We start from the raw sequence: 17,747 nt of genomic DNA, 5'->3' as shown, positions 1-17,747 counted from the left end.
CTATTGAGGGGAGTTTTCTCCTAAGAGCCATCCATGTTTCAACTGTCTAATATTGAGATCGTGCGAGGTGGACGTCAGATCCTCGGCATCGAACAACTTAACATCCCAACAAATGAGCTAACGGTCGTTTTAGGCCATAACGGTTCAGGTAAGTCGACACTGGTGAACCTGCTTTCTGGTCAAATGCCACCAGATAAAGGCACGGTAACACTAAACGATACTTCCCTTTCATCACTCAAAACCAAAGAGTTGGCAAAACAGATCGCCTATTTGCCACAAAAGCTGCCCTCTTCGGCTGGTTTAACGGTAGAAGAGCTAGTGCGCTTAGGTCGCTTTCCGTGGCGTGGGGCACTTGGTCGTTGGAAAGCTGAAGACAAACAGATCATCACGCAGGCTATGGAACGAACAGGGGTTACACCTTTTGCTCAAGCTTTGGCGGATGACTTATCGGGCGGCGAGCGCCAACGTGCTTGGGTGTCTATGCTACTGGCTCAACAATCGCCAATTTTAATTCTCGATGAGCCAACCTCGGCGCTCGATGTTCACCATCAGTTTCAACTAATGGCGCTGCTGGCAGAACTGAATCGAACCGAGAATGTAGGCATTATCGTGATCCTGCACGATCTGAACTTAGCACTGCGCTACGCCACCCACATTGTTGCGCTCAAAAAAGGTAAGATTGCCTTTGAAGGCAACGCCGACATGTTGTTAGACGAGGCACGCCTTTCTAAACTATATGAGTCACCAATTAAGCTGATTGAACACCCAAGCCCGGCTAACACATTAGCGAGCCAAAAGGTGGCTGTTGTATGCGCATAATAGCTCGTTTACGTACTGTGGTTACACAATCTGCTTTTCTCCTCGCATTTTTTATGACCAATGCACATGCAGTCATCACCGTTACCGATGAATATGGCGAGCATAGTTTTGAGCAAGCGCCTCAACGCGTTGTAGCCTTAAACTGGGACATCTTAGAACAAGTTTTGGCGCTAAACGTAGAACCAATCGCAGCCCCAAATTTACCAGGCTACCGCCAATGGGTCGTCAATCCAACTGCACCAGAGTCAATTGAAGATATTGGAACCCGAGCAGAACCCAACTTAGAAAAAATAGCCAGTTTGAAACCAGATGTCATCCTTGCTGCGTCTCCACAGCAAGACTTGATTCCGTTACTCAAACAAATTGCTCCGGTAATCTATTTACCTAATTTTTCTGAAAATGAGGCCGCAGCTGAAACGGCCATTCGTCACTTTCGTACGCTCAGCAAGCTATTCAATAAAGAGACACTTGCTGAACAGAAACTGGCAGAATTAGATGCTTCATTTGCGCAGATGCGCCAGCGAATTCGCCACTATTACTCTGCTCCACTCAGCGTTCTTGTGATGCGATTTTCAACCCCGAATACTGTATTACTTGCAACCGAAAACTCCACCACTGACTACGTGGTTAGAAAACTGGGATTACAGGCTCCAATTAAAGAGGCCCCACGTGCGTGGGGAGTAAAGCAAGATCGAATCAATCGGCTTCAGAGCCTTCAAAACAGCTACGTTCTCTACGTACAACCTTTCCCAGAAGAACGAAAACTGAAAGAGTCGCCACTTTGGCAAGCGATGCCGTTTGTGAAAAAGCAGCGGGTAAATTCAGTCAGAGCAGTGTGGGCGTATGGCGGTGCCATGTCTTTGCAATACACCGCTGAAGCGATTACCGACAGTCTAATAGAGTTGGCACCAGAACAATGAGAACGAAACATTATATTGGTTATCTGGCGCTGATTACGTTACTTAGCGTCTTTAGCCTACAAATTGATACTAATTTATCACTTTTCGAACAATGGCAATTATTAACAAAACCAGAGGTAGCAACCGAGTTTCGTGACGTATTCTTTACGCAAGCGCAGCTTCCTAGGTTAAGTATGACCCTGCTTGTTGGTGCCATGCTTGGTCTCACCGGCAGCTTAATGCAGCAATTAACGCAGAATAACCTCACCTCGCCGTTGACTCTTGGCACCTCTTCTGGTGCTTGGCTTGCATTAGTCGTGGTAAACATTTGGTTCGTCGATTGGGTAGCCGATTACTCTGCATTAGCCGCAATGGTGGGGGCTTTAGTGGCGTTTGGCCTGATCGTATCAATTGCAGGCGTGCGTAATATGACAGGTTTGCCGTTGGTCGTTTCGGGGATGGTTATCAATATCTTGCTTGGTTCTATCGCCACAGCCATTATTATTTTAAACGCCCAGTTCGCACAGAATATTTTTATGTGGGGAGCCGGAGACCTTTCTCAATACAGCTGGGATTGGTTTGAGTGGTTATTGCCTCGCTGCGCTATCGCAATCGTAATTTTGATCGTCGCACCACGTATTCTGACCTTAATGAAACTAGGACAAGAAGGCGCAGCAGCCCGAGGCTTAGCGGTATTACCCGCGTTTGGTGCGTTAATGGTGATGGGTATTTGGCTAGTATCTGCCTCAATCACCGCAGTTGGCATTATCAGCTTCATCGGATTACTGACACCCAATATTGCCAGAGCGATGGGGGCAAGAACACCGCGCGACGAATTGATCAGCAGCATGCTTTTGGGCGCAATGCTACTAATCATCACAGACTCTGCCGCTATCTCGCTGAGCTTATGGTTAGAGGAAACCATTCCTAGCGGCGTAGCGGCTGCAGCTATTGGCGCTCCCGCTTTAATTTGGTTTACTCGTAAAAAGCTGACGGCAACCGATCAACTTAACCTTTCAATGAGCCAAGGAAAAACGGCGCTTTCTAAACGCGCGGTATGCAGCATTGCGCTATTCAGTCTGGTTGGGATTCTAGCTTACTCATTCGTTACCCATGGTATAAACGGAATTCAATGGTCTGTGCCAGGTGAGTTCCAATGGCAATTGCGTTGGCCGCGAATGTTAACCGCACTTTCTGTCGGTATTGCGCTATCCGTTGCCGGAATCATTTTGCAACGCATTGTTTATAACCCTCTGGCAAGTCCCGATATTCTCGGTGTGTCTTCCGGAGCCACGTTTGCCATTATTACGACAGGAGTCATCGCTGGGTCGCTTCTCTCCGCATTTAGCTGGGGTATCGCTTTTTTCGGAAGTATGTCCGTATTGATGTTATTGCTGATTATCGGTAAACGAAGCCATTTTAATCCATCTAACTTCGTGTTGTCCGGCATCGCACTAACGGCACTACTAGAAGCTCTTGTTCAATTTTCGCTAGCTCAAGGTTCTGGTGACAGTTACAAAATTTTATTGTGGTTAACTGGTTCAATTTATCGAGTCACAGCCGACACCGCACTGATGTTATGTTTGGCCATAATAGTTCTGCTTGCCGCTGTATTCTCGATTTCTCGTTGGCTAACACTAATTTCCATCGGGCGACAATTCTCAAATGCACGAGGGCTTAACCCTACCGTAGCCAATACGCTTATGCTCACCATCGTTGCTTTGTTATGCGCCTTTTCTACGGCTACAGTTGGTCCAATATCTTTTGTTGGCTTGGTCGCTCCCCATATGGCGATGATGTTAGGAGCAAGAAAAGTGAAAGAGCAACTGTGTGTCGGTGCCTTAATTGGCGCAACCCTAATGTTGTGGGCAGATTGGCTAGGACAAATCGCTATTTATCCAAGTCAGGTCGCAGCTGGCACGTTGGTCGCTATTATAGGCAGCACTTACTTCCTATTTTTAATGCTGAAGAGTAAATTCAGCTAAGTTGGGAATATTGTTACAGCCTAAAAATACGCTAAGAAAAACAAACCCCGCTATTTTGATAGCGGGGTTTGAAATTAAAGGCGAAGTACGATGCTCTATTCTTCTCGCACTACAGGAAAACGTTGCTCATAAAGTTCCATAAAGTCCTTACGAATTAAGTGCTCTAAGTGGTTCGCTTTATCGGTTGGGCAGAAAATCATCACGTGCAGAATTTGTTCACCATTAATGTTGCTAGAAATATGCATATGTGGCTCAGAACCAGGAAGGTCAACACCGGCATGTTTTTCAATCATCGCATTGTAACGATGTGCAACATCAGCAAAGTAACTGCAATGTTCTTCAATTTTATCAGTTAAAATCGGTAGCAGTGGATACAAATTGACGAAGTCTTTCACCACTACAGAAAAGTTGTGATAAACGTACCGCTTCATGAAGTTGAGGTTCTTTACTGGATAGGTAAAGAACATACTATTAGGCAATGTCGCTGTTTTGCCGGTGTAATGATATTGCCCATGATGCAGGTCGATCTCTTGAATCACCGTCGCCATCATATTGTGCTCAATCACTTCACCGCATAACTTCCCGACCTCAATCCAGTCCCCAACGCGAAAAGAACGTGAACTTGCTCTTTGAATCGAACCCGTAAAACACAAAATGATTTCTTTGGATGCCACTACAATGGCAACGGCAATCGCCGTTACACTCAGAGCAAACTCGTTAATTTCTGATTGCCATAAAATAAATAAAATCAGTAATGTAACAGCAAAGGTGCCATTTTTAGTTCTGGACATCCAACTACGCTGATCTTCTGAGAGAAAAGCGTGATCACCACGAATCATCGATAAAATTGCACGACGAATTAACCACATAATCGCAAAGATCAGTGCGGTAAAAATCAATTTATGAGTGAGAAGAAAATCGACAACTAACTGCACTTTCTCCATTCCACGGCTCCCTCGAATAAAAATACGGCCCAGTAACAGCTAACGATAACAAATTATTTTGTCTGTTGTCCGTGCTCACTCAAGTCTTTTTGAAATTACTCCTCTCTGAAGGCGCGATTCATGCTTTCTGTAATTGGCTTTATTAGGTAGCTCAATGGCGTTCGTGGCTCAGATAAAATAAGCACTTCGGCATTCATGCCTGAGGTTAAACGATGTTTTGTCACATCTTCCGGTGAAATTGCAATTCTAGCGAGATAAAAATCTTCTTGGTTTTCTTGCGAGAGCTTATCGGCAGAAATCGTCAGCACAGTACCGTCTAAAGGTGCCAACGTCCGTGCATTCAGAGCGGTCAGACGAACATGCGCTTGCTGGCCTGGATTCACTAAATCAATATCCTGAGGATTAACACGAGCCTCGACTAACAACTTATCGTCTTGCGGGACCAGTTCTAGTAACGTTTCACCCGAGCCAATCACACCTTTTTCGGTAAACACTTGCATGTTGACTACGCGACCAGAAATAGGTGCGTTGATCGTTGTTCTTGCGACAATATCTTGAGCGGAGCGATATTCTTCCCGAATTGCGACAATTTCCGTTTTGGTATTTCGTAGTTCCTCGACAATCTCATTCAGCCTTTCAAGCTTCAACTCTTCAATTTGCGCTAGGTTCTCATCTAACCTTTTTCTAACGGTGAGCGACTGCCTATCTAACTGGCTTAAGGTACTTCTCACCTCCGCTGCTAAGCGCTTGAGTTGAAGTAAAGTAGATTTTCCCGAGAAACCTTTTTGCACCAAGGCTTGGTTGCTGTCTATTTCTTCAGCAATAAAGTTGAGCCGTTCCGTCTCAATCACTTTGGTTTGCTGAAGGTTTTCAAGCTCTAAATTTGCTCCAGAAATACTCTGCTCAATGATACTCAGTTTACTATCAAAGAATCGCTTTCTCGCTTCAAAGATCTTGTTTTGAACCAGTTGTGCTTCTTGGACGATATCGACACGGGGAATGTTCTCAAGATCATCAGACCATACAATCGTTGGAAGCTCATCAAGCTCCGCACTTAAACGGTTTTCCTTTGCTAGAGTATGGATAAAACGACCACTTAACGAATCCAACTTAGCCATAGCTTGACGCTTAGAAAGTTGAATTAATAACTGACCTTTTTCGACTAAATCCCCTTCCTGTACATATAGCTTTTCAATAATACCGCCTTCTAAATGCTGAATTTCTTGTCGCTTAGTGAGAACTGACAAATCACCATAAGCAATCGCTGCACTTTCTAATTTGGCTGTTGCAGCCCAGTAGCCAAGACCTCCAAGAAAAACACTTAAGGTCACCACACCGAGTAAAATTGGTTTTCGAAAGCTTAGTCTCGCTTTGGGGCTAAAACGATATACGATCTCGGTAGAACTCTGATTAACGGTTGGCAGTTGATTGCTCATTTCTTACCCTTGGGATATCTGTTCTTTCTTCGCCCATCAAACGTTTTAATACTTCATCTTTAGCGCCGTATAACTTGACTCGGCCGTCAGCCAAATACAACAGCCTATCCATTTGTCGTAACGTACTCGGATTGTGGGCAATGACGATAATCGTTGTACTCTGTGCTTTTAAATGGGCAATCAAACGTTGATACGCAGCCTCTCCCTCACCATCGAGGTTGGCATTCGCTTCATCGAAAATCACAATAGATGGGTCGCCATAAACGGCTCTTGCAAGAGCGATTCTCTGCCTTTCCCCCCCAGATAAACCACGGCCATTTTCACCAATAATGCAATCATAGCCTTTGTTTTTCTTGAGTATTAATTCATGACATCCTGCTAGTTGCGCCGCCTTGATGACTTTAGCGGGGTCTTCTTCTTTAAAGCGCGCGATGTTCTCTCGAATTGTGCCAGGAAATAACTCCACTTCTTGAGCGAGATACCCAAAATGTACGCCGCGATCTTCAGATGCCCATACGGAGACTTCCATACCGTCAAGAGTCACTTTACCCGCTAATGGCTTAACCGTACCTAATAACAGCCGAGCAAACGTCGATTTACCCGTACCAGAAGGGCCAATCACCCCAACAGCAACACCCGGAGGAATCGATAAGCTGATCGATGAGAGCACTGGTTCGGTTGCTCCAAGATGGCGATAGGCCAGTCCGGTAAGCTCATAGTGTCCTTTTGGTTTAGGCAGTGGCATATCTGATTCATCTTGGCGCACGATCGCATCGATTTCTTTCAACCTTTTATAGGCGCCTTTAGCAGACATCGCGCTTCGCCACGTGCCTATCGCCTGCTCCATCGGCGATAATGCCCGACTCATTAATATGGAGCTCGCGATCATCGCCCCTGCCGTTATCTCATGTTGGATAACTAACCATGCACCACCTCCCAGTAAAAATATCTGTAATGAGCCACGCACAAACTTAGAAAAGTTAGCCATGTAGATAGACTTACCTGCAACTCGCTCTTCAAGCACATTCACTTCGCTCACGCGCGACTGCCACTTCTCTAAAAATGCATTCATCATCCCCATTGCGAGAATTGAATTGGAGTTTTGCGTGGCTAATTCTGCGTTGTTGATATGAGAAATCGCCCTGACTTCGCTCTCTTGCATTGTTTTACGCGTCATCAGCTCATTGAGTAGACCTAGGCTAAACAATACGATAGATCCAAGTAACGCGATGTGACCTAGTATCGGGTGCAATAAATACACAAATAAAATAAACAGCGGTGTCCAGGGCGCATCCAACAGTGGATAAGGTGCTTGACTGCTCAAAAAGCTTTTGATGTTCTGAATGTCTCTCAGAGTTTGCGAGGTATAACTCTTCCCAGTATGTGATTGATATTGAATCGTGCGCTTGAGCATGAAAGCGGAGAGTTTTGTGTCCATCCAATAACCAAAAGATTTACTCATTTGTGCTCGTGCAATGTCGATGATGGACATGGTTAACAGCGCGACAATTACGATGACAGTGAGCAAGAATAAAGTATCGATTGAGTAGGAGGATATCACTCGGTTGTACACTTGAAGCATGTACAGCGGAATCGAGAGAACCAATAAGTTGATAAAAAGGCTAAAAACGATCAGCAAGCCCGCAAGCGTGCATAGTTTTTGTTTCACTTCTTTGAAAACCGTTTTTTGCACGACTACTTCCGTTTAATGTGAAAATTGTAGGCGCCAGAAATACTAGCGCCTAACTTAAGGTAACCTCAAATCGCTCTAGAGTGTCCGATTAGTTCACCTCAGCATGGCAGAGCCACGCAAACTAATTCCCATCCAGAGTTATTTTCAGTCGTTTAGATTACGAACAGATCAGCACCATAGGTGTTGATGTCAGTTTCAGTCACGCCAATAAGTTTCACTGTTAGATCAGCCCCATCGGTAAACACTGCATTCCCAACTGCATCGTAGCTAAAGCTTAAATCACCAAAGTCTGTGACAGAGTCGCTAATGATGTGCAAAGAGTCTTCACCAATGGTGAAGTCAACAACTTTGGCTTCGCCATGGCCACCAAACTTATCCGTGAACACAAACTTATCGCCATTGCTGCCGCCAACTAAAACGTTGTCACCAGAACCAGCAACAAGAATATCTTCACCGACACCACCATTTAATTTATTGTCGCCCAGCAAACCCAACAGCAAGTCATTACCGGTACCACCGCCGAGGTAGTCGTTTCCTGTACCAGCCCTAAGGATGTCATCTCCAGCACCACCAGTTAGGCGATCATCGCCGTCGCCGCCGATCACATAATCATTACCGCCACCGCCAACAAACGAGTCATTACCACCAAAACCGATAAACAAATCATCGCCGCCATCGAAATCAGCAAATTGGTTATTTACACCTGCATCGCCTAAATACGTGTCATTGTCACTTGCGCTCATTTTTATTCCCTCTTAGCTTATTAATTGAATAGACCTTCTGTTCCACGTCTGACTAGATTCGTCACGACATGAGAAGTCTAATAGTCAACTGAATAGGAATAAGTTTGAATATGGGATGATATTTCAGACTGACATTTTAATAATAAATATAAAATTTAGTACTTTATAGAGTATTTTCTTTTTATTACAGCAAGTTAATACTAGTACTACAGGTTTCTCTTAGCCCAACTTGTAGCTTGCGTACGGTTCTTTACTTCTAACTTTCTAAAAATATTGTATAGATGTGATTTAATAGTATGCTCGCTGATAAATAAAGAATCAGCGATTTCCATATTTGAACCACCTTCTTTCAACATTTTTAAAACCTGAACTTCACGCCGAGTAAGCTCAACCTCAATAGCAGGTTCGATAATGCTATTTGCTTCTCTACCTCGATAATAATTTACTAGCTGATCAAGTAATCTTCGAGACAGCCAGTTATCCCCTTTTATTATTGCTTTTAATCCCTGACAAACCTTGTCCATTGAATCTCCTGGACCAAATATACCTTTTACATGAGGCCAAGAAGCGAGTTCTTCTGTGTCTAAGTCATAACCTAGATTAAGCATTATGGTTCCTAGCACTTTATTACTATCTTTTAAATAAACTAAAGTTTCGGAAGGAATCTCAACTGAAAAATCAACAAGCAAAAAGTAGCGTTCCGGAATGAGTTCATGATAGCTAGGGTTTTTAGTATCAATGATCGTTATTTTAGTTTCTGTATTTTTAGAAAGCATTTCCTTAAAGTTTTCACTCTGTAAACTTTGTTGAGTGAGCATTAGGATTTCAGGCTTTTCCATATACTGTTCCATAATGTTTCTCATACTTTCAGTGACTTAACATTCTTAAATTAGTAGTTAATCGTCAGCACTTAGTTTGATATGTAAGTGCTAGTTCACAGAGTAAAGTTATTTGCTACTTTTTTAAATTCTAAAGTTATTAAAAAGAGAATCAAAAAAAGTGTTTCTCATAAAAGAAACACTTTTAACACATTCAGGTCACAGAAATTATTAAGAGTTTACTAAATTAGGCAACCTAATATTGCAATAGCATTACACCATTAACGAGTTGTCTGAAATATTTTCCTTTGCCCAAATAAGTGCTTGAACTCTATTTTTCACATCAATCTTCTTGAAAATATTATGTAAATGCGTTTTTACCGTATTCTCGCTGACAAATAATTGTTCAGCGATTTGTTGATTGGACGCCCCCATGGAAAGAAAGGTAATTATTTGTTGCTCTCGTTTGGTCAGAATAGCGGAAACATTCTTATTTATAGGTTTGCAATGTCGACGAAGGTAAGTAATGTACTGCTGAGAAAACTTACGGCTGAACCACATATCTCCTTGAAGCACCTTACCAATACCAACTTGCAACGTTTTTATATCATCAGAGGTATAGAAAATACCGGCCAAAGTACGCCAAGCAAAGAGATCTTCTGTCGATATGGATTGCTCACAATTAATTAAGATTTCAAGCGTGTCTTTCTGCTTGGCCGCTTTAAACTCCGCATAACGGCGAAAAATTTCATCCGTGATCACGCTGCAATCAACAATAATGGCTGATGCAAGAGATTCATGTAACACTCCGTGAATCAGATTATCTGGCGTGATTAGAGCAACACTAATACCGAGTTTGGTCTCCAATACATCTTTCAACAGAGATGACTGTAGACTTCCCTCCGTGATTAAAATAACGTTTCTTTTTTTTTGCTGCTCCATCCTGATCGCATTCCCTTGGTCGTTTTTATTGAAATACGCAATAGATTTAGATAGAGCGGTAGTATTGTCAAGTATGAAAATCACTAGTACTAATTAATAACTCATTGAAGTGTCAATAATTTTTAAGTGGCAAGTATATGAGAGGTATTAGCATTTTTCAGACATTAAAAAAGGGAGTATAAACTCCCTTTTTGTGTTTGAGCAGGTGATTTAATCACGCACGTTAGAGGCAAAACACCACCTAACTTAGTGGATTGGAACTGCGTTTTTTTGGTTAAACTTACCAAAGTGTTGTTCTAACACTTCTGGCGTCAGCTTACCTTCCGCTTCCAGCTTTTTCAGCTCAGCGACGATCGCTTTTTGCTCTTCTAGCGACGGCAGTTTTACTTCTGGCTCCTGAGCGGTTTCTTGAGAAATTTGCTCTAGTTCTTTTTCGAAGTCATTCATAGTACTTACCTAAAATTAATGATTGAACTTTTAAACTTCGCCTATTCTATCCAACTCTATAACTTGAAGCTACCAACCATCTTGTCCAAACGAGAAGAGAGCGCTTGAAGATCGCGACTTGCATCCGCCAACTCTTCTGCTGTCGCGGTTGTCATTTCATTTATCGCGTTGATTTCTTCGATATTTTGATTAATGGTATGCACCACCGTGGATTGCTCTTCCGTCGCCGTTGCAACCTGTGTATTACGATCAGAGATGTCGGTGATTCGTTCAGAAATACTGATTAATACCTCGACTGCTTCATCGGTAGAAGTAACCCCTTCTATGGTGACCGCTTTGCCCGCTTCCATAGCACTTACCGCGTCTTGTGCGTCACTTTGAAGCTGATTGATCATGCGCTGAATCTCTTCTGTAGAATCAGCCGTGCGTGAAGCTAGGTTTCTTACCTCATCAGCAACAACCGCAAAACCACGTCCCTGCTCACCAGCACGAGCAGCCTCAATTGCAGCGTTTAGCGCAAGTAAATTCGTTTGCTCAGAGATGTCACGAATTACACCCAGAATCGAGCCAATATCTTTGGTTGTCGATGCCAACTGCGTAACAACAATATTGGTTGTTTCAACATCATCGGCTAGGCGGCTGATCACCTCTTTTGCTTTCATCACAACTTCTCGACCAGTTTGAGTGTTATCTGAAGCCTGATTTGCCGTATCAGCAGCGGTAGCAGCGTTCGATGCAATTTCACTGATGGTCGCACCCATTTGGTTGATAGCTGCAACTACTTGAATGGTTTGATCACGCTGCTCTTGGCTGTTGTCGTGTGTGGATGTTGCTTTCGTTGACACACTTTCTGCCGCTTGACTTAATGAGCCACTGGTTAAAGCAACCTCTTTCATCGTGGCATGAATCTTCTCAATAAATCCATTAAAGCCTTTTGAAAGCTGAGCAATTTCATCATTACCCTTAATTTCAATACGCTGCGCCAAATCGCCTTCACCTTGCCCAAGGTCGGTAAAACGATCGGCAATCAGTCGGATTGGTTTCGTAATGCTGTTTGCTAACCATACGCCCATGAGGATGAATACAACGGCAACAATGATGGTCGTAAACAGCATTTTTTTAGCTGTCGCATTCAGGTCAGCGAATACTTCATCAACGGGAACCACGCCAATAACAAACCAGTTCATTGAAGGAACATACAAACTAGAAATAAAAGTATCCTGCCCTTCAAACTCCACATTAATTAGGTTGAAGCTATTTTTGTTCAACAGCGCACTTGCGTCACTACCAAATAGTTTAGTGATAGAAGTTTGGTTCTTACCTCGTTGACGGTGTATTTGAATCTGGCCTTGTTCATTAGTGAGGAACACGTAACCCGTATCTTCAATTTTAAACCCGTTGAGCAAAGTAATCATGTCTCCCATAGATTTAGAGAGACCTGACATTGATGTACCATTAAGATCTTGGAAATTGGCAAACATTTTCACTTCGCCATTTGCCTCTTGGAACACACTCACGGACGTTTCTTGACCAGACGACGTAAATCCAAAGAACCAAGCATCTTGCGTTCGGTTAAGTTGACGTAAGAATCCGTTTTGGTTCCAGTAATATGCCGTTTGACGATTCGCTACCGACGCATCATTAAGACCATACTGTGATTTAACATTATTGAGCTGCTGAACCAACTGAACTTCTACTGACGGATCACGGTCTGTATTAGATAGGGCTTCAACAATAAATTCGTTTGTAGCCAGCTGTTTTGCCGCTTGTTGCATTTCGACAACTTCGCGGTCAATTTCGGTATTGATTTGCTGCAACATCGCAGGTAGCTCGATGTCAATAAGACGATGGCTCAATACATCTCTCGCATGACGCTGAGCCATAACACCAACAATCATTGTTGATGCTAGAACAGCAAACGTAATGCCAAGTACAACCTTCTGTTTGATGCTCAAGGAATGAAGTTTCAACATATTCGGACCTTTTAAAAGAATCACTTGTTATTGGCCCCACAAGGGGAATCAGGTGCATATCTCATGACACGCACACCACGGAATCTTTATCGGCTCATATGTACAAAACTAGAGGCATTTCTCATTATATTATGAAAAATAAATGTAACACACTGTCAAATAAGCACTTTCAGAGATAGCACGTACTTGCAATTCTCTGTAGCGTCCCAATATTGAAAAGATAAATTGCAATAGAGCATTGGAACTTTTTTCACATGGAAAATGACCAATACTCAACACGAAAATCACATGGATACCGAGAGTCCAAAGCATGCATAAATCTAACTTCGAAACTCTTCAGCAATACTTAGAGTCGCAGATCATCGGACAGCAAGATCTGGTAAAGCAACTGCTTGTTGCGCTTCTTGCGGATGGGCATATTTTAGTTGAAGGCCCTCCTGGGTTAGCAAAAACCCGTGCAGTAAAATCACTCTCAGACTGTGTTGAAGGCGACTTCCACCGCATTCAGTTCACCCCTGACTTGCTGCCAGCCGATTTAACCGGCACCGATATCTTCCGTCCCGAAACCGGAGAATTCACTTTCCAGTCAGGTCCTATCTTCAACTCGCTTATTCTTGCGGATGAGATAAACCGTGCACCGGCCAAAGTACAAGCGGCAATGCTTGAAGCAATGGCAGAGAAACAAGTCACAGCAGGTCGTCATACCTACCCGCTGCCAGAGTTGTTTTTGGTTATGGCAACTCAAAACCCGATAGAGCAAGAAGGGACCTACCCCCTTCCTGAAGCGCAGCTAGACCGCTTTTTATTGCATTTAGAAGTGGAATACCCAGATGCGGAGCATGAGCTATCTATCTTGCGTATTAACCGCGGAGAAGCAAAAGGCGAAGCAAAGGTTGAACGCCCAATGTTAAGCCAACAAGATATATTCACCGCACGTAAAGAAGTGTTGGATATTCATATGGCGGAAACGATAGAGCAGTACATCGTCCGTTTAGTTATGGCGACACGTCAAGCCAACAAATATGACACTGAGTTGGACAAGTGGTTGTCAATGGGTGTGAGTCCGCGTGCTACCATCGCTCTTGATCGCTGTGCACGTGCGCACGCTTGGCTTGCTGGTCGTGATTTTGTCTCTCCGGAAGATGTTCAAACCATGGCTTATCCGGTACTGCGCCACCGTTTATTATTGAGTTACCACGCTCAAGCTGAAGGCATTACGGCAAACCAGGTCATCGATAAACTGCTAAACCTTGTTGGCAGTGCATAAACGAGTGAGTGATATGTCCGCTACACATTCATTACCACCTCATGCGAATGGGGTGACATTAACCCTTGAAGAGCTGCTCCAATATCGCACTCAATCTGTACGTTGGTTACCACCAGCACAGAGTCTCTGGTCGCAGATGAGTGGTAACCATACCAGTCGCCAAAAAGGGCGAGGTATGGATTTTATGGAGGTGCGCCAATATCAACCTGGCGACGATATTCGCAGCATTGATTGGCGAGTCACCGCTAGGACCGGTAAAGCACATACGAAGTTGTTTGCAGAAGATAAAGAGCAAGCGGTCATTCTTTATCTTGATCTAAGTTCTAGTCTACATTTTGGATCTAAGTATGTACTCAAATCCGTTCAATTGGCCCACTTTGCCAGTGTTCTAATTTGGCTAACTCTAGCTAAAAAAAATCGCATCGGCGCAGTGATTGATGACGGACATCAATGTCTTGAATTTCGCCCCTCTTCTTTACAAAGACAAGGGCTGCGGATTCTTAACGCCATAGTCGACATACATAATGCGCAAGTAACTCGTACTGCAAGCAACGACACTCGTACACTGCCGTATGCACAAGTATTGGAGACACTTCATACGCTCACCCCAAAAGGTAGCGAATTGATTATGCTCAGTGATTTTGCCCACGTAATACCAACGGAACTGGCACAACTACGTCGACTCAAACAACACAATAGCGTAAGGGCTGTTCAATTTTATGATCCGTTAGAAAGAGGCGAAACAGACTTTAGAGGTCAAGTGAAAGCTTCGGATGGGCTGCATAGTCAATGGTTTAACTTTGGCTCTAAAGGACAACGAAGAGAACTCGAAAGCCACTTTACCCAACATCAAGAAACCATTAAGCAGCAGTGCCATTCGATAGCAATTCCATTTAACACGCTATCAAGTGGCTGGCCCTTAATTTCACAATTAAGCTAACAAACTGACAAGCAGTATTTATTAAGCAGTAATAATAATGACAACAAACAACCAAAGCCTAGACCTTGAACCTTTGATTTTGCCAAACGCACCGGATTGGTTTCCGCTCGCTTGGGGATGGTGGGTGGTGCTTGCAGCCACCTTGCTCTTCGTTTTCGGCATTTGTCTTTATGTGAGATGGCGTAAAAAACACTTACGCGCAAAAAAGACAGCATTAACACTTTTAACTCAACCTACCGCGCCTCATACCCCCTCTTCTGCTCTGGAAATATTGCGCCAGGCAGCATTGAGTTACTTTCCGCGTGAAGAGATCGCACCATTAACCGGAATCGCTTGGTATGAATTTCTCGATAGCCATACCAAAGAGAGTCGATTCGTAGACAAACAACATCAGTGGCAAGAAGCGTTGTATCAGAATTCCTCCCAAGGGCATCATCAAAGCTTGGTAGACGATTGTGTCTTTTGGATAACCTACGCTTTGCCACCAAAGAAAAAGGCAAATAACCGTGACTGAGCAAACACTCATAACCGATCTTGCCCAATGGCTAAACATTGAATTTGTCTGGTGGTGGGCACTGTTTTTGTTGCCCATCCCCTGGCTGGTATACAAGTTCCTGCCACAAGAATCTCAACAAGCCGAGATCAAATTGGCGTACTTACCAACCAATGAGAATCGCAGCAAGCCTAAGCAAGCGCTGCAAAAAGCGCTTTCAATCGCGATCTGGGGCTTTCTTGTCGTCGCTTGTGCACGTCCAGTTTGGTTTGGTGATCCCGTTGAATTCCAACCCAAATATCGGGACTTGATGTTAGTCGTCGATCTGTCCGGTTCGATGCAGCAGGAAGACATGGAACTCAACGGCGAATATATCGATCGCCTCACAGCAGTCAAACAAGTTCTATCTGATTTCGTAGCAAAGAGAAAAGGTGACCGTCTCGGAGTTGTTTTGTTTGGCGACCATGCTTATTTGCAAACACCACTCACTGCAGACCGCAAAAGCGTCATGCAACAGATTAATCAAACCGTCATCGGCTTGGTTGGTCAACGAACCGCCATTGGTGATGGTATTGGGTTAGGCACAAAAACCTTTGTAGACAGTGATGCTCCCCAACGAGTCATGATTTTGCTCAGTGACGGCAGCAATACTGCAGGGGTCCTCGAGCCGCTAGAAGCAGCGGAAATTGCGAAAAAATACAACGCCACTATTTACACCGTGGGCGTGGGCGCTGGTGAAATGATGGTGAAAGAGTTTTTCATGACTCGCAAAGTCAACACCGCAGCCGACTTAGATGAACAAACACTGACTAAAGTGGCAGAGGTGACAGGTGGACAATATTTTCGAGCGCGAGATACGGAAGAGCTCGAAAAGATTTATGACACCATCAACCAGCTAGAACCCGTATCTAGCGACACACAAACTTGGCGCCCACAGTCTGAATGGTTTCCATATCCATTAAGCGCTGCATTTGTATTATCGGTATTGTTATTCCTATTAAGGAGAAAACATGGCTGAGTTTATTTTCCTCAATCCTTATTGGCTTTTGGGGCTCATCGTGATCCCTATTGCACTCTTGCTTAATCACAAATTTAGAGCCCAAAAGTCCACACTGATTGCCCCTCACCTATCGCGGATGCTCGGACAAAACACGCAGTCTAAGCATTACTTCACTCTATGGGGTTTAGCTTGGGCAATAACTTGCATTTCATTAGCGGGGCCAAGCTGGCGGTCCAATGCTCGACCAAGCTTTGAGTTAAACCAAAACCGTATCTTGGTGCTTGATATGTCTCGCTCTATGTTTGCTACAGACATCAAACCCAATCGGCTAGCACAAACACGTTATAAGGCGCTCGATTTGCTGCCTAAATGGAAAGAGGGAGCCACTGGACTTATTGCTTACGCTGGCGATGCCTATAACTTAAGTCCACTGACAACTGATTCCAGCACGCTTGCGGGGATTATCGAAAATTTGTCACCAGAGCTGATGCCTTTTCAAGGAGCAAACCTGCCTGCCGCGATTGAACTTGCGATCAACCAGTTTTCTCAAGCCGGCACGCAACAAGGCGATATCATCGTGTTAGCGGATGATCTTGATACGTCAGAGCTGTCTCGCGCGTTAGATTTAGTCCAAGGTACAAAGTTTCGCATTTCTGTTCTTGCCGTCGGGACTCCTAACGGTGCGCCTATCGCGCTGCCCGATGGCTCTCTGCTAAAAACGGCACAAGGCACAACCGTCGTAGCGAAAACAAACCTGAAAAACCTACAGACGCTAGCGAATAAAACTGGCGGTCTATTTATTCCTATTCAGCACACCAACCGTGATGTTGAAAATATCGCGGCCTTTACTAATAACATTGGTAGCCAGCTTTCTGCGACCCAAAGCGAAGAAGTTAAAACTGATTCTCGTCTCAACAGTGGCTTTTGGTTACTGCCGTTGTTACTTCTTCCTGCGGCTTTACTGTTTCGACGCGGCCTGATTTGGATGGTAGTTGCGACTGTAGTCCCAGTAACGTGGGCACCGCATGCAGAAGCTAATCCGTTCTTAAATGCCGACCAACAAGGAGCGGAACTCTACAAGCAAGGTGAGTATGAACAGGCGCAAAACCTATTTACAAACCCAAGCTGGAAAGGAGCCGCCAGTTATCAAAAAGGTGACTACGAAGCCGCTATCGAAGCATTTTCTCATGATGCCTCCCTTAACGGCCGCTATAACCTCGCCAACTCGCTCGCTCAAAATGGTCAATTAGAAGATGCGGCTGATTTGTATAAAAAGCTGCTAGAGGAAAAGCCTAACTTTGAAGCCGCGAAGAAAAACCTATCGGTTGTAGAAGAAAAGCTAAAACAG

At 44.1% G+C, this 17,747-nt stretch carries 16 protein-coding genes; 8 read left to right on the top strand and 8 right to left on the bottom strand.

The window, feature by feature from the left end; translation table 11 throughout:
* The first annotated feature begins 33 nt into the window (after window positions 1–33).
* Genes R7E47_RS02280 through fhuB form a run of 3 tightly spaced genes read left to right on the top strand, consistent with a single transcriptional unit; the run spans window position 34 to window position 3,703 of the window.
* On the top strand, window positions 34–819 hold the full coding sequence (locus tag R7E47_RS02280) for an ABC transporter ATP-binding protein (RefSeq protein ID WP_017635311.1): 786 nt from the start codon (window positions 34–36) through the stop codon (window positions 817–819).
* Window positions 810–1,739, top strand: a complete 930-nt coding sequence (locus R7E47_RS02275; RefSeq protein WP_318083675.1) for an iron-siderophore ABC transporter substrate-binding protein — start codon at window positions 810–812, stop codon at window positions 1,737–1,739. The genes R7E47_RS02280 and R7E47_RS02275 overlap by 10 nt, the downstream gene beginning before the upstream one ends.
* Window positions 1,736–3,703 (top strand): Fe(3+)-hydroxamate ABC transporter permease FhuB, encoded by a 1,968-nt coding sequence (fhuB, locus tag R7E47_RS02270; RefSeq protein ID WP_047103935.1) that lies wholly within the window; start codon window positions 1,736–1,738, stop codon window positions 3,701–3,703. The genes R7E47_RS02275 and fhuB overlap by 4 nt, the downstream gene beginning before the upstream one ends.
* Window positions 3,704–3,798: 95 nt before the next feature.
* Here the strand turns inward: fhuB and R7E47_RS02265 are convergent, their stop codons facing one another.
* The 8 genes from R7E47_RS02265 to R7E47_RS02230 all read right to left on the bottom strand — a co-directional run bounded on the left by R7E47_RS02265 (window position 3,799) and on the right by R7E47_RS02230 (window position 12,699).
* Window positions 3,799–4,647, bottom strand: coding sequence for a mechanosensitive ion channel family protein (locus R7E47_RS02265; protein WP_005375171.1), 849 nt, complete (start codon window positions 4,645–4,647; stop codon window positions 3,799–3,801).
* Window positions 4,648–4,742: 95 nt separating this feature from the next.
* Window positions 4,743–6,083 (bottom strand): HlyD family type I secretion periplasmic adaptor subunit, encoded by a 1,341-nt coding sequence (locus R7E47_RS02260; protein WP_085569361.1) that lies wholly within the window; start codon window positions 6,081–6,083, stop codon window positions 4,743–4,745.
* Window positions 6,058–7,776, bottom strand: a complete 1,719-nt coding sequence (locus R7E47_RS02255; RefSeq protein WP_213891112.1) for a type I secretion system permease/ATPase — start codon at window positions 7,774–7,776, stop codon at window positions 6,058–6,060. Before R7E47_RS02255 ends, R7E47_RS02260 begins: the two co-directional genes overlap by 26 nt.
* A 152-nt stretch (window positions 7,777–7,928) precedes the next feature.
* Window positions 7,929–8,519, bottom strand: coding sequence for a calcium-binding protein (locus tag R7E47_RS02250; protein WP_005375168.1), 591 nt, complete (start codon window positions 8,517–8,519; stop codon window positions 7,929–7,931).
* 206 nt (window positions 8,520–8,725) lie between these two features.
* Complete coding sequence (locus R7E47_RS02245) at window positions 8,726–9,382, bottom strand: LuxR C-terminal-related transcriptional regulator (RefSeq protein WP_170893380.1); 657 nt, start codon at window positions 9,380–9,382, stop codon at window positions 8,726–8,728.
* 228 nt (window positions 9,383–9,610) lie between these two features.
* A complete protein-coding gene (locus tag R7E47_RS02240; protein ID WP_005375166.1) occupies window positions 9,611–10,279 on the bottom strand; it encodes a LuxR C-terminal-related transcriptional regulator in 669 nt (222 codons plus the stop codon).
* A 246-nt stretch (window positions 10,280–10,525) separates the two neighbouring features.
* Window positions 10,526–10,726 carry a restriction endonuclease subunit S gene (locus R7E47_RS02235; protein ID WP_005375165.1) on the bottom strand — a complete coding sequence of 67 codons (201 nt, stop codon included), beginning with the start codon at window positions 10,724–10,726 and terminating at the stop codon, window positions 10,526–10,528.
* Window positions 10,727–10,782: 56 nt separating this feature from the next.
* A complete protein-coding gene (locus R7E47_RS02230) occupies window positions 10,783–12,699 on the bottom strand; it encodes a methyl-accepting chemotaxis protein (protein ID WP_262652874.1) in 1,917 nt (638 codons plus the stop codon).
* A gap of 310 nt (window positions 12,700–13,009) precedes the next feature.
* Between R7E47_RS02230 and R7E47_RS02225 the strand changes: the two genes are divergently transcribed.
* The 5 genes from R7E47_RS02225 to R7E47_RS02205 all read left to right on the top strand — a co-directional run.
* Window positions 13,010–13,966 (top strand): AAA family ATPase, encoded by a 957-nt coding sequence (locus R7E47_RS02225; protein ID WP_017635415.1) that lies wholly within the window; start codon window positions 13,010–13,012, stop codon window positions 13,964–13,966.
* Between the two features lie 13 nt (window positions 13,967–13,979).
* Window positions 13,980–14,906: a DUF58 domain-containing protein gene (locus R7E47_RS02220; protein WP_262671047.1), complete on the top strand. Its 927-nt coding sequence runs from the start codon at window positions 13,980–13,982 to the stop codon at window positions 14,904–14,906.
* 37 nt (window positions 14,907–14,943) lie between these two features.
* A complete protein-coding gene (locus R7E47_RS02215; protein ID WP_005375161.1) occupies window positions 14,944–15,420 on the top strand; it encodes a DUF4381 domain-containing protein in 477 nt (158 codons plus the stop codon).
* A complete protein-coding gene (locus R7E47_RS02210) occupies window positions 15,413–16,417 on the top strand; it encodes a vWA domain-containing protein (protein WP_005383916.1) in 1,005 nt (334 codons plus the stop codon). The genes R7E47_RS02215 and R7E47_RS02210 overlap by 8 nt, the downstream gene beginning before the upstream one ends.
* The coding region (locus tag R7E47_RS02205; protein WP_318083674.1) for a VWA domain-containing protein at window positions 16,410–17,747 on the top strand (1,338 nt) is incomplete at its 3' end. The genes R7E47_RS02210 and R7E47_RS02205, both read left to right, overlap by 8 nt.

The sequence above is a fragment of the Vibrio sp. Vb1026 genome (assembly GCF_033338745.1).
In the GTDB taxonomy this organism is placed as follows: Bacteria; Pseudomonadota; Gammaproteobacteria; order Enterobacterales; family Vibrionaceae; genus Vibrio; species Vibrio alginolyticus.
The sequence above is the reverse complement of the archived record's forward strand: the minus strand, read 5'-3'. Positions and strand labels throughout refer to the sequence as shown.

What these genes read in the sequence shown, in the direction of transcription:
- R7E47_RS02240 (WP_005375166.1), bottom strand. Translation starts at nt 10,279, where the DNA reads ATGGAGCAGCAAAAAAAAAGAAACGTTATTTTAATCACGGAGGGAAGT.
- R7E47_RS02245 (WP_170893380.1), bottom strand. Translation starts at nt 9,382, where the DNA reads ATGAGAAACATTATGGAACAGTATATGGAAAAGCCTGAAATCCTAATG.
- R7E47_RS02280 (WP_017635311.1), top strand. Translation starts at nt 34, where the DNA reads ATGTTTCAACTGTCTAATATTGAGATCGTGCGAGGTGGACGTCAGATC.
- R7E47_RS02250 (WP_005375168.1), bottom strand. Translation starts at nt 8,519, where the DNA reads ATGAGCGCAAGTGACAATGACACGTATTTAGGCGATGCAGGTGTAAAT.
- R7E47_RS02225 (WP_017635415.1), top strand. Translation starts at nt 13,010, where the DNA reads ATGCATAAATCTAACTTCGAAACTCTTCAGCAATACTTAGAGTCGCAG.
- fhuB (WP_047103935.1), top strand. Translation starts at nt 1,736, where the DNA reads ATGAGAACGAAACATTATATTGGTTATCTGGCGCTGATTACGTTACTT.
- R7E47_RS02275 (WP_318083675.1), top strand. Translation starts at nt 810, where the DNA reads ATGCGCATAATAGCTCGTTTACGTACTGTGGTTACACAATCTGCTTTT.
- R7E47_RS02260 (WP_085569361.1), bottom strand. Translation starts at nt 6,083, where the DNA reads ATGAGCAATCAACTGCCAACCGTTAATCAGAGTTCTACCGAGATCGTA.
- R7E47_RS02235 (WP_005375165.1), bottom strand. Translation starts at nt 10,726, where the DNA reads ATGAATGACTTCGAAAAAGAACTAGAGCAAATTTCTCAAGAAACCGCT.
- R7E47_RS02265 (WP_005375171.1), bottom strand. Translation starts at nt 4,647, where the DNA reads ATGGAGAAAGTGCAGTTAGTTGTCGATTTTCTTCTCACTCATAAATTG.
- R7E47_RS02215 (WP_005375161.1), top strand. Translation starts at nt 14,944, where the DNA reads ATGACAACAAACAACCAAAGCCTAGACCTTGAACCTTTGATTTTGCCA.
- R7E47_RS02220 (WP_262671047.1), top strand. Translation starts at nt 13,980, where the DNA reads ATGTCCGCTACACATTCATTACCACCTCATGCGAATGGGGTGACATTA.
- R7E47_RS02230 (WP_262652874.1), bottom strand. Translation starts at nt 12,699, where the DNA reads ATGTTGAAACTTCATTCCTTGAGCATCAAACAGAAGGTTGTACTTGGC.